General features: G+C 58.3%; 7 protein-coding genes. 5 read left to right on the top strand and 2 right to left on the bottom strand.

Features of this window, described 5'->3' with window-relative positions; translation table 11 throughout:
• Positions 1–14 precede the first annotated feature (14 nt).
• The 5 genes from ACWUI2_RS02025 (at position 15) to ACWUI2_RS02005 (ending at position 10,036) form a co-directional block, all read left to right on the top strand.
• Positions 15–1,844, top strand: a complete 1,830-nt coding sequence (locus tag ACWUI2_RS02025; RefSeq protein ID WP_486981193.1) for a hypothetical protein — start codon at positions 15–17, stop codon at positions 1,842–1,844.
• Complete coding sequence (locus tag ACWUI2_RS02020) at positions 1,841–4,387, top strand: polysaccharide lyase 6 family protein (protein ID WP_486981192.1); 2,547 nt, start codon at positions 1,841–1,843, stop codon at positions 4,385–4,387. The genes ACWUI2_RS02025 and ACWUI2_RS02020 overlap by 4 nt, the downstream gene beginning before the upstream one ends.
• Positions 4,388–4,422: 35 nt before the next feature.
• Complete coding sequence (locus ACWUI2_RS02015) at positions 4,423–5,220, top strand: PEP-CTERM sorting domain-containing protein (protein ID WP_486981191.1); 798 nt, start codon at positions 4,423–4,425, stop codon at positions 5,218–5,220.
• A 95-nt stretch (positions 5,221–5,315) separates the two neighbouring features.
• A complete protein-coding gene (locus ACWUI2_RS02010) occupies positions 5,316–6,308 on the top strand; it encodes a phosphotransferase enzyme family protein (RefSeq protein WP_486981190.1) in 993 nt (330 codons plus the stop codon).
• Between the two features lie 17 nt (positions 6,309–6,325).
• Positions 6,326–10,036, top strand: coding sequence for an outer membrane protein assembly factor BamB family protein (locus tag ACWUI2_RS02005; protein ID WP_486981189.1), 3,711 nt, complete (start codon positions 6,326–6,328; stop codon positions 10,034–10,036).
• Here ACWUI2_RS02005 and ACWUI2_RS02000 read toward each other — a convergent pair.
• Together ACWUI2_RS02000 and ACWUI2_RS01995 are read right to left on the bottom strand one after the other, a co-directional pair.
• The gene (locus ACWUI2_RS02000) at positions 10,026–11,816 is read right to left on the bottom strand and encodes a sodium:solute symporter family transporter (protein ID WP_486981188.1); all 1,791 of its coding nucleotides are present in this window, start codon (positions 11,814–11,816) and stop codon (positions 10,026–10,028) included. The genes ACWUI2_RS02005 and ACWUI2_RS02000 overlap by 11 nt on opposite strands.
• A complete protein-coding gene (locus ACWUI2_RS01995; RefSeq protein WP_486981187.1) occupies positions 11,795–13,048 on the bottom strand; it encodes a substrate-binding domain-containing protein in 1,254 nt (417 codons plus the stop codon). The genes ACWUI2_RS02000 and ACWUI2_RS01995 overlap by 22 nt, the downstream gene beginning before the upstream one ends.
• Positions 13,049–13,168 lie beyond the last annotated feature (120 nt).

Below are 13,168 nucleotides of genomic sequence, written 5' to 3'. Positions count from 1 at the left end.
AGTTAACGAAAGCCATGAAAAACAGACTCCCTCTCCTATCCTTGATCGCGGCATTCTCGGTCCACGTGCCGAGCGCCGTGCACGCGAATGACGATCCCTCGTTGATCTTCCAGGACCATTTCGACCAATATTATCCCGGGGACGCTCCCGGTATGCCGTTGTGGACGGCTGCCTGGTATGGCGAAGGGATCGGGACCTTACAGGTGATCGCGGATACCGGAAACCGTTTTGGTCGGGGAACCGCAAATTCCATTTTGGAATTTCGAAAAGACGGCAACGCCGGATCGATGGCTCTGCAGGCACTCGAAGTATTCGACGAAGCGACCGCGTCGGAAGTGATGACCTTCTCCTTCGACTTTGTGGAATCCGGGGCCACCGGCTTCGGGGACTGGGTCAGCCTTTATCTTTACGCTGATGAGAGGGACACCAACACCCGGGCTCAGCGCATCCTTATTGGCCGTGGCAATATCGCCAATGCGAGTTACCTGGCTGGCTCGGTGGTGCGAGCAGACATCGTGGTCAACAACGGACAAGACCCGATCACCTACCGCGACGGGACGCAAACCCTGCAACCGGGACGAGTCGACATTTGGCTGGACGGCGTGCTGGCATCGGCGGGGTTTCAGCGGGATAATAACTTGCGCGGCCCGATCGTCAGTTTCGAATTGAACGCGAGCACCAACGACCGGATCTATGCCTGGTTCGACGCCTTCGAAGTTAGGGACGAACCGTATGTGCGAGAGCCGAGCGGATCTCCGATCCTGTTTCATGACGATTTCGTATTCCACGCTGAGAATGCCGCTCCCGGACGTCCCTGGACGCACGTGGTCGACGGAGCCGGCCGCGGAACCGTGCGGGTGAGACGGGATGTCGGTGAACTGTTCGGTGAAGATATTTCGAATCAGATCATTGAATACAAAGGCGACGGAACGGTCGATGCGATGGCATTGCGCGCGGCCGAAGTGTTCTCCCCGGCGATCGCGCCGGAAGTCGCGACGTTCAGCTTCCGCCTTCATGAACCGGATGTCGACGGACACAAGGACTTGCTCAGCCTATTCCTTTACAACGGCACCGTCGTCGCGGGCAATATGACCCATCGCATCATTTTCGGCCGCGGGGCTATCGGAGGCTATAATTATGGATACGACCGAACGATGCAGGTCGACATCATCGCCAACGCGTCAAGCTCCCCGGTGACCTACCGGGACGGATCCCAGACGGTTCCATCGGGTACAGCGGATATCTGGATCGACGGGGAATTGGTGGTGGCGGGGTTGACCACCAACAACAGTAACCTCGGCGCCATCCGAAGCTTCCAATTGCAAAACGGCACGGCGAATACGCCGTTGGTCTATTTCGACAACTTCATCGTCCGCAACGTCCCTTATGTGACCGGGGAAGCCGACGAAGCTGAAGGGTATCAGGCCTGGCGGGAGCTACATTTCGCGGGCGAACTGGACAATCCGGAGATCAGCGGGGATTTTGCCGATCCTGACGGCGACGGAGTGGTCAATTTGTTGGAATACGCGCTTGGCCGGAATCCGCGCGAAGCGTCGGTTGAAGGTTTGCCGACCCCGTCGGTGACCGTGGCCGGAGAAGAGTCGTTTCTTACGATGACCTACCAGCGGAATCCCGCTGCCATCGACCTTAAATTTCGGATACAAGTTTCAGAAGACCTGGTCACTTGGAATTACAATGGCGACGGGACCGGGGAAACTTATACCGAAGTCCTTGATGAAGATCCCACCGACGATGGGAATCTCTCCGTGACGGTGCGCGACCTGACTCCACTCGACGGAGAAGTGCGCCGGTTCATTCGCCTCGACATCGTGAAGACCCCGTGAGCATTCGAAAATCCATTGCTTCCCGCGGTTGCGGCCGCGTCCGGGGTGTCGTTGTCGGCCTGGGATTCCTGCTGGCAAGCTTAGTGGTCAGCATTCCGGTAAAGGCCGGGGACGTCCTCTTTGTGGATACATTCGAAAGCCACACGCCGGGAACGGTTCCCGGACTTCCGTGGACCGAAATATCCGGCGGTGGGGAAGGGATCTCGGCTTTGGTGTGGGGCTACGGAGATCCCTTCTCGAAAGCCGGAGCCAACCAATACCTCGAGTTCCGGGGAGAAACCACCGCGGGACCATTGGCGCTCCGGTCGATGGGAGGCCTTCCGGGCGGTGAGGCCGCCGAGGTGATCACACTCTCGTTTCTGATGATCGAACCGGATCTGGAGGGTCAGCGCGATTGGATCAGTCTATTCCTTTACGTCGGACCCCGTGCCACGGAAAACCGGGCTCAACGCTTCTTGCTCGGCCGGGGGCAATTCGCCGGAATCCCTTACGCCTACGATGACGTCCTGCGGGTTGATGCTGTTATCAACAACAGTGAAGATCCGGTGTCGTATGACGGACGGGAAGGAATGTTGCCACCCGGGACCTTCGACCTGTGGCTGAACGGAGAACTTGCGGCGGCCGGATTAGCGCGGGACCATGAGCGCAAAGGAGGAATCACTGGAATCGAGTTGGCGAAGGCGACCAACAATACCCCTTTGGTGTTGTTCGACGACTTCACCGTTTTCTCCGGCGCGGTGCCGAATCGTCCGATTCCACCCCCCTACATCGGGGACGAATTCCACGTTTCTTCGCCATCGGAGATCGTCGCGGTGATGAGAGACCACGCCCAACCCGGCGACACCTTAATCATGGCGAACGGGGAATGGCGAAACGTCACCATCACCTTTGAAGGCCATGGAAGCGAGGAGCGGCCGATCACACTGCGGGCGGAAACTCCGGGCCAAGTAATCCTCTGCGGTCAGTCGCGGTTGCGGATCGGGGGAAGTCATTTGGTCGTCGATGGCTTGCTCTTCACCGACGGGTGGCTGACGAGCGGATCCGTGGTCGAGTTTCGAACTTCCGCGATGGGGCACGCCCGGGATTCCCGGCTGACCAATACCGGGTTTGTTCGTTACAACTCCCCCGATCGGACCAACAATTACAAATGGGTCTCGTTGTTCGGGCGGCGGAATCGGGTCGATCATTGTCGATTCGACGGAATGGACCACGTGGGCCAGGCGATCACGGTTTGGCTCGATGGCGAACCGAATTACCATCGGATCGATCATAATTTCTTCGGTCCGAGACCCCCGCTCGGAATGAATGGGGGAGAAATGATTCGTATCGGCGACAGTGGTACGTCGCTGCAAAATTCACGGACAGTGGTCGAGCACAATCTCTTCTTCGAATGTGATGGCGAAGGGGAAATCGTCAGCAATAAATCGTGCGAAAACATCTTTCGTCACAATACCTTCATCCGCAGCGCGGGAGCCCTGACCCTTCGGCATGGCCATCGGAACTTGGTCGAAGGAAATTATTTCTTCGGAGGTTTCAAGCCGGGTACTGGCGGCGTGCGGATCATCAATGAGGGGCAGGTGGTGATCAACAATTACTTCCATGGGTTGACCGGTCGGGGCTTTTCTCCGCCGCTTGGTATCATGAATGGGAAACCGGATTCCGAGTTGCACGAATATTTTCAGGTTAAGGACGCGGTGGTGGCCTTCAACACCTTCGTTGACTGCGAACGACCGGTCATTATCGGCCTCGGCGCGGAACGCTCCGACCTGACGCTGCCTCCGGAGAATCTCGTAATGGCCAACAATATATTTACCGCCACCGTCGGCCCGATCATTGAAATGCGCGACCAACCGGTCAGTGTGACCTGGACCGCCAATCTCGTGTTTGGGGCGTCGGTGGGCATTCCGCAGACGCCGGGCGTCACTCAGGCGAATCCGATGTTTGAAGAAGGATTTGCCGGACTCTTCCTGCCCGGCCCGGGGAGCCCGGCGATAGGGGGAGCTGAAGGAGATTTCTCCTGGGTGGAACACGACATCCTCGGACGTCTGAGGAGCGGGGACACCGACATCGGGGCGGTGGAGATTTCGGAATTGCCGGTGAGGACGCCTCCGTTAACTCCTGGCGACGTCGGACCGGAATGGATGCGGAGCGGATGGGAATCCTGGAGAAGCGAACATTTTAATCCGGCGGACTGGGCGGACCCCACGACCATCGGCGCCTGGGCCGCCCGTGGTCCGGACAGCGTTCCCAACATCCTCCGCTTCGTTCTGGGGATATCCCCGGACACGCCGATTTCGTCCTATCTTCCCGAAATGCGTCTCACGGATGGGCAGCCGGAATTTATCTACCGTCGTGCCGCCGACATTTCCGGGGCTGCGGTTACCGTCGAAATATCGCCGGATCTTCAAGAATGGTATTGGGGAGAAGGATACACATCGGTGACCCGCGTGGCTCATTATACGAATTACCATCTTGTTTCCGTTGAACCCGCGGATCCGGCTGCGGAGAAAATGTTTATGCGCCTGCGAGTCAGGGAGGAATAGGGCGGGCCTTTTAGGGATTTCTACTCAAATAACATATGAAAACAAAACTCACCATTCAGATTAGCGGCCTCCTTCTCGGATTCTCGATCCTTCCGACGGAATTATTTGCCTCTAACATCCTGTTTCAGGATCAATTTAATATGGCTCCGCGTCCCGAGAATCCCCCATGGACATGGGTGCGCGACTCGCAGAATGGTGGTTTGGGGGCACTTGATATCGTCGCTGATGCCGGCGATTATTTTCAGAATGGGACATCTCATAACGTTTTGCGATGGCACAAGGATACCACCGGGACCCCACCGCTGTCCTTGCAGGCCAACAACGTAATGAACGTGGGAGTGGCCACCTTCAGTTTCAATTTTTACGAACCTGCAAGTGTCTACAACGATTGGGTCGATTTATGGGTCTATTCCGGAAGCATTTTGGGAGCGAATTCTGTGCAGCGTTTTCAAATGGGCCGGGGTGCATTAGGCGTTTCCGAACCGGCCTATCGAACCGATTTTGGCCAAGACACATTGGTGCGTTTTGATTTTGTGGTTAACAACAGCGGAGAGACATTGGTTTACGGTGACAATATATCACTGGAGACCAATCATGCTGACGTCTGGATAAATGGTGTACTTGCGAGGGCCGCATGGCAAGTGAGCAACAACCAGTCGGGGTTAATTACAGGCTTTCAGTTTAACACGGTCGGTAGTGGGCGTCAGCTTGCCTATATTGATGACTTTGTCGTTCGAGAAGGTGCTTTTGTAATTCCCGAACCGTCTACGACCGGCTTCCTTGCGGCTACAGGGGCTTTGTTGCTGGTCATGCTTCGCCGGAGACGGTCCTGAAAATGAAGCGATCGAGTGGTGGCATTTCCCCGGCGTCGCGGGACGTGGGTGAAGTTGAGCGCGCTCTCGAGGCCTTTTGTTTACAGGACGCGCGTTTGGATTCAGCCGGTGGCACAGCCGGGAAAGCCTGGCGGGTGACCGCGGCGGAGGGAACGTTTTTCATGCGCAAACGCGGGGGGCGGACGGCGACGCCGCAGCGGATTCGTTATGACCATGGGTTGCGACGGCATCTGGCGGAGCGAGGCTTTTGCGCGTTTCCCCCGGTGGAGACCGCGGAGGGGGAGTCGTTTGTGGGAATTGAAGGATCGGCCTACGAGCTTTATCCCTGGGTGGAAGGCGGTCCGCTGGAACCGGAGATCCAAGACCGGGTGCGTCCCCGGGCCGCCGCGGCGTTGGCGAAGTTGCACGCCTTGGCGGCGGATTATGAGGCCCCTTGCGAGCCGACGCTGCCTCAATTCGGGCATTATCCGGTGGCGATGCCAGTCGGAGGACGCTTCGACGATCCGGACGTTCTGGTCAAAGTGGTGGAGTATTTGTCCGATCAATACGGTGTCTCGGAACGGCGGAAAGATCTCGCCTTGGCAGTGGAACGGGTACGCCGGTGGAGAGAAAGTTATGCCGACCTTTACCGGAAGTTGCCGGTGACGGTGATTCACGGTGATTACAACGCCTGCAATCTCCTGTATCGTCCGGATGGGGAAGTGGCCGGGGTCTTCGACTTCGACTGGGCGTGGAGGGATACCCGGGTTCGTGACATCGCGGAAGGAATCATCTTTTTCGGAGCCCGTCGCACCCGTCGGATCGATAGCGGCAGCATTTGGGAATTGACCGCTTGCCCGGAATTTGACGGTCGGGCGATGGCGGAATTCGTGCAGGCTTACCATGCGGTCAATCCATTGGACTCAAGCGAACGGCGCGCGCTGGTCCCGGCATTACTCGGCTGTTGGGTGGCGTTTCGCACCGAAGGAATCATGAAAGTGCCGGAAGAACGAGGTGCCGAATTCTTTCTGCAGGACTTTTTCCGGCCCTTCGAATGGGCCGAGAACTTCGGTGCCGAATGGACCCGCTGGATTGAATCCGTTAATTGAATACAGATGCGACGACTATGGAGAAAGGATTTGGCAAAGGAATAACGAGGATCGCTCTCGCCGCGCTCATCTTTGGATTGGGTGCCTGCACCGGGGGGAACGCCGCTGGTATCCCGGAGGAAGGACTTAGACAGAACTACGCGCGATTGGGCGAACGGACTCTCTTTCCGGAGACCCGGTTGGACGGCGCGGTGATGGTCGCACCTGAGGAATTCCGGGCCCAGGCGAACCAGTTAGCCGATGCGATTCGGGAGCGGATCGGCATCGAAATCCGGGTGGTCGATCCGGACGAGGCGAGGGAAAAGGGTGATAGGATTTGGGAGCTCAACCTGATCCTGTTCGGAAGCCTTGGAACGAATCCGTGGATCGATGTTTTGTATGGGAAACAACTGACGGCGGTCGACGGTCACTTCGGTCCAGGTTCCTATCTGGTCCATGTTGTGGCCGACCCGTTCGGGCTTGGACGAAACGTGGTGGTCGCCGGATGCGTCGACCGGTCCGGGGCGGAAGAGGCGGTCGAAGCGATCCTGGCCCGGCTCGAGCCGGGGAGCGAGCGGTTGCCGTATTTCATCGACTCCGACCGGAAAGAGAATCCCGGGAGAGTGGCGGAACGGGCTCTCGGCCGGGTGGAGGATCACCTTGAGGCGCTTCGGCGCAGCAATGTCGCGGAAGGGGCGTTGTTGACGGCGATCCGCGACATCCAGGAAATCGGGGAATCGTATGCTTTTTCCGGGAGTGAAGCGCTGGGCGAAGGACTTGCCCGGCTGTTGCCCGCTTTTGCGGAGGTGGTGAACGGGTTGGGAGAGATGCCACCCGGAAGGCTCCACGGATGGAGTCCGTATCTGCATCCCTTGTGGCGATTGTTGGAGCCGTCGCCGTTGTTTGATGAATCGCAACGGGCGGCGATCGCGGATTGCTACCGGACGCTGATCGAGTGGGACATGAACGAGACCTATGTCGCCGCGTTCGCCCAGAATTACGAGCGGGGGGTGTTGGCCAATCTCCGGCGCAACAAGTATATGTTTTCCGCTTTCGGGATTTATCAAGGACTGGATTATTTCTCGACCCATTACGAGGAATTGCCGGAGCAAGCGCGGTGGGAGGAACTGGTCGAGACCATGTTCGAGCGGGCGGGGTCGCTGATGGGGAAAGACGACGCCATCGATTATTTCCTGCACGTTCCCCTGATCTTTTTCCGCTACGGTGTCGCCTCCGGAGATGAGCGGCTGAAAGAGGAGGCAGTGCGAATGGCGCGGTTGCAAACGATGTTCGTGGACAGTTTGGGAAACAACACGTCGGTCGGGGACAACTTCCCCTTCGGTCACGCCAGCGCGTTGTACTGGGGGCATTCGGCCCTGCTTCGGGCGGCCGCGCATTTCAGCGGCGATCCCTTTTTCATCGGAGTTCTGGAGAAGGTGAAGGACAATCGGGTCGGTCTCAGCACCCGCGATCTGTTGAGTCCGCGGTTCATGTTCACCACCGCGATGGAGGGGGAGCTTCCCGACGGACCCGCCACGGTCGAGGCCTTTCCATTGGACGAAGCCTACTATGACGACATCCTCAATCCGCACTCCCGGATGTATTATCGTAATCACCCCCGGGCGGGGGATCTCAACGTGGAATTCGACAAAAGCTTCTTCAAGTTGGTTTGGCGGGAAGGATGGGACGAAGAAGACCAATACATGATGCTCAATGGCGTCAACGGCGCGATCCACGAGCACTCCGATGGGAACACCATCAATTCGCTGGTCGACCGCGGACGAATCTGGGTGGCCGACCGGAGCTATATAGAGAAATCCGAGAATTTTCAAAACGGACTGGTGATCGCCCGAGACGGGGAAGCGGCGAAGAAGCCGTATTTGGCCGGGTTGGAGTTGCTGGCGGATCTTCCCGCCGCGGCAATGACCCGGACCAGCAATCACGGTTATGCCGGGGCGGACTGGGACCGGACGATTTTCTGGGGGAAGGGACGCTACTTTCTCGTCGTTGATGACGTTTTGTATCAGGAATCCGGCGACTACGTGACGCAAAACTATTGGCATCTGCTGGGGGAAGGCGAACTTCGGGAGGACGGAATCATTGTCAGGCAAAAGGAAAGAGCATTCGCCCTCCTCAATGGCGAAGGAACGACCATGCGGGCGGAAAACCGTCGACAGCATGCGGCCAACATGTGGGGGAGTTACCCGTTCTTTCAGGACGATGCCGAACCGAATGTGGTTAAACTTCGTCAGATCCGGAGCGGTCCCAGGAGCAGCGGCGACCGGGATCGGTTCGTCAATTTGATGGTGGCGAGTCCGGACGAACGAGTGCCGGAGGCGAGAGTCGGCCTCCTTGAAAACGGTCTCGTCCGGATCGATTGGGAAGATGGAGCGGTGGAATTGGCGGGAACCGATGGGATCGAATCGGAAGGAATAATCATCGATGCCGGGGCGTTCATTCTCCATGAGGAGACGATTCAGTTAGCGGGATTGCGACACCTTCGCGTTGGTGATTCTGAGTTGCGTGGAGAAGGGAACCTCTCCGTGGAAATCGACGTAGCCTCCGGAGAAGTCCGATGGATCGATGGAGAGGCCGATTCGAACGACGGAGACCTGAAGACGGATTTCGCCGAACGGTGGGTCCGCTCATTCGACGCGCTCCGGGGGAGTCCGACGGTTTCGGGCGATTTCTCCGTTGAACCGGTCCATGACGAAGTTCGTGAACTCCAGGCGACGAAGATTGGGGAGGCCGACCCGGGAGTTCGAGTGGTCCGGGAGTTGGTCGATGGGATCATCGCTGTCGGCGGGGAAAGCGGGAAAGTGCAAGTTTTCGATGATGCCGGAGAACTCCAGTGGGATTCCGCGACGGAATCCACGATCAATGATCTGGTCTTTTTGCCGCAATGGGAGGATCGCCTGGTCGTGGGGGGAACCGATTACGCCGTCCGGGCGTATTCGCTGGATGGTGACGAAGTCTGGGTTCGTCAGCTCCCGCCCCCGACCCGGAGCCCGGAAAGTTGGGTGGGAGTCACCTCCATGGCTCCGGCCCGGTCCGGAACCGGCGACATCGAGCTCCTGGCCGGCAGCGCCTATCTGGAATTGTATCGGTTGGATCAATCCGGAGAAATCGTTCAACAAATGCCCGGCTATCATCGCGGGGTGAACCACGTGACGGCGGCCGACCTGACCGGCGACGGACGGGACGAAGCGGTTGTCGGCATGGAGTGGCGGGAAGTCCAGGTGGAGCGGAACGGACGCCTTGAATTCAACTCACGATCGGTCGGCTGGAACTGGGTTCGAGTGAGGAGTCTGGTCGTCGGACCGGACCGTCCGGCCCTTGTCGTCGCCGGAGCCGCCGACGGTTGGCTGGAAATCATTTCGGACGAGCGGCGGGATTCCTGGCATACCCGCCTTCCCGGGGCTATCCGGGCGTTGGAGTTGGTTGAAGCCGGAGACGAAAGCGTGCTTTATGCCGGGACCGGCAGTTTTTCGCTATACGCGTATTCGATATCCGGTGACGAACTCTGGCGGATTCGTTTGAGCGAACGGGTTGACCACATTTTTCCTATCGACTCGGAGCGGCTCGTGGCGGCGACGTCGGATGGCAAACTTTGGTTGGTCGACGGAGGCGAAATCGTCGGCCGCGCGCCCGTGGGCGACGGTCCCTTTGGGGGGCTTTTGCCGGGCGGTCGGTCGGATCAAATTCGGGCGGTCCTGGAAAACGGAGAGATCTGGGAGATCACCTTTTGATCGTTGGCTCGTCGCTGCTTTGCGGAGCGGCGGCGGGATCCTTCGAATTCCGGGTGCCGCGTCGGCCGACGACGAACATCAGTCCGCCGATGGCGATAACGGTGGTGGCGACGAGGACGATCGAGAGGCGGCCTTGCCATGGGTTCGGCAGTAAGAGCAACAGGAGAATGAAAGCTCCCACCGCGGCGGTGAAGGTTCCGATGAGAGTCAATTGGCGCAAATCGCTTGCTTGACCGATCTCCTTTTCGAAATCGACCGGCCGATACATCCGCTCGAAGAAGTCCCGCACCTGTTGCCGGTAGTCAGCGGAGGCACCCCGCCAGAACGGGATGGTCAGAAGGTAGGCGGTCGCGCCGCCGGACAGGTTGGCGATCACTTTGGTTTGGAAATTCCATTCGGCACCGACGATGGAGGCAACCAAGGCCGGGAGGAGCCCGCAGATCACGGAAACGATCGCCGACCAACCGGGCACCCGTTTGATGAATATGCCGAGGACCATCGGAATGGAGAGAGGCACTCCGAGCATGGCGCCGATGTTCAGCATGACGTCGAACATTCCGCGTCCGCCTAATTGGGCGAAATAGAGGGCGATGCTGATGATCAAACCTCCGAAGAATAGGGAGAAGATCCGCCCGAGGATCAATTGGCCGTATTCGCTCAAGAGTCGGAGACCGAACAGTCGACAGAGGGCCGGATAGATGTCGCGGACGAAGATCGCGGCGTTGCGATTCAAGCCGCTGTCAATCGAACTCATGGTGGCCGAGAACATGGCAACCACGATGAGGCCGGTCATGCCGAGGGGAAGGACCATGATGCTGGCGGCGGCGAAGGCGGCTTCCGAAGGGTTGTTGAGACCGGCCCCCATCGCCATCACCTCCGGTTCGTAGAGCAACCGGGCGACCATCGGGGGGATGAACCAGAAGATCGACCCGAGTCCCATCATGGTGCCGCCGAGCAGGGCGGCTTTGCGGGCGTCGCGGCCGTCTTTGACGGAGAAGTAACGTTGGGCGGAAATCAAAGTGTTGCTCAGAATGGCTTGATTGAAAATCATCGCGGCCGCCCAGATCATGGTGAATTGCCCGACCGAAAAGTCTCCCGGGGCGTTGATCAATTTGAACTCTTGGGAGAGCCCCTTTTCCGTGATCAAGGCGGAAAAACCGGAGAACCAGCCGACCTCGATCAGGCAGAGGATGGCGATCAGCACGGTCAGAGGAATCATGATCAAGCTTTGGACGAAGTCGGTCGCCATGACCGCCCAACTCCCTCCGGTGGTCGAGTAGAAGATCACCACGCTTCCGACGACCACGATCACCATCCAAATCTCGAAGCCGAACACGGCCGAGGTGAAAATCGCCATCGCCCAGAGTTGGAGTCCTCCTCCCAGCAGCGAAGTCATCACGCCGAAGGCAGCGTAAAATTGCTGGGTAAAAGGGCCATAGCGCATGCGAATGACCTCGGGGGCGGTGATGGCGCGGAGCTGCCGGAACCATGGAGCGAAGAAAAGAAACGCGAGGATAAAGCCGAGGGTGTTGCCGATGTAAATGATCGCCACGCTCCAGCCGGCGGTGAACGCGACCCCGGAGGCCCCGGTGAAAGTGTAGGCGCTGATACCCGCCATGAAAGCGCTGGAACCGACCAGCCACCACGTCCCACGGGCACCGCTGCGAAAATAATCGCTGATGTTCGAATTGAAGTTTTTGAACGCGACTCCGATTCCCAGGAGGAAACAGAGATAGAGGGCGATGACGATGAATTCGATCAGACGATTGGTTTCGACCATAAGCGGGATGAGATGTGAAAAGGTTGGGCGACGCTGCCGCGGGTTTCGAGTGAAGAATCGATCAAATGGGTTTTCTCGTGCGGATCTCCTTCGTAGACCGCTTCCAAAATTCGGAAGGCTTCTTCTCCGATCCGTTCGAAATCAAGCCTGATCGTGTCAAACGGCAGAGAGAAAGGTGGGATGTCAGGAGTGGTTGAACAAACGATCGCCGACAGGTCGCGCGGAATGACCAGGCGAAAGTGTTGAAGAATCGGATACAAAACCGGGAGCAGAGGCACTGACGTTGAGAAGAGACCGGTGATCCGCTCGGGGTTCGTCGGCGAGAAGTGATTTCTGGCCTGTTTGTCGACGCCGTCCGGATGGTCCCGCACGGTGATCGGGACGATCTCGATCTTTTCGGAAAGGTTTTCCCTTGCCGCGAGCTCGCAACCAAGGAGGCGGTCTTGGAAGTAAAACGGGTTTTCGGTCCGGGCGGGCAACGCGACTCCGATGCGGGTGTGTCCGGCGTCGATCAAAGCCTTGGCGGCGGTGTGGCCGATGGCGACGTTGTTGAAGTTGACCGACCACATCCGGATCCCTTCGCAATCGTCGAAAGCGGTGACGACCGGCAGTCCCAGTTTGATCAAGTCACGGGCGAGGGGAGTGGCACTGGCGGTGAGGATTCGCTTGAGAATGATTACCCCTTGGACGGAAGATTCCCGGATCTCCGTCATGAGATGGCGACGGGTTTGCTCCCGGCCGTCGTCGAGATGAAAGTCGACGGCGACCTTCTTGTCGGTCGCGGCGGTGAAAATCGCTTTGGCGGATTGACTGAAAGTGAGGGCGGCGATGTGGTCGAGCAATTCGACGGACCGCCGGGCCTGGTCGGGATTGACGTCGTTCGAGAGGATAATCACGGCGATCCGTTTTAAAGGGACCGATTCGTGAAGGATATGGCGGGCTTTGTGTCCCCAATCGCGGGAAGCCCGCAACGGAGAGGCGGGGGCGGACCGCAAGCGGACCATCGCCCGTTGGCGGAATCCTTCCCGAAGGTAATGGCCGCTCCTCTGGGCCGGACGGAGGAGTCCCCAGTCGTGAAGAGTCTCCAAGCTGCGGGAGGCGGTCAGGGAGGAAACCTTCCATTGGTGGATGATATCCCGGCGGGAAAGAAACCGCCCCCGCTCCCGGTAATTGCCGGTCGCCAACTCGATCAACAAGGCGGTGGCGAGGCGTTCGGGAAGCGGCGGTTTCATAGAAAAAGGTGAAAATCGAAGGTGGTCTTTTCCAGTCGAAGAAGAGTATGCGGATATTTTTCGCGCGGTGAAAAGCGTGGATTTGCCGGTGGGTCAAAAAACAGACCAGTTTCTTTGTTT

This window comes from Verruconatronum alginivorum, from assembly GCF_056590205.1.
This window is presented reverse-complemented; position numbering and strand designations above follow the sequence as displayed.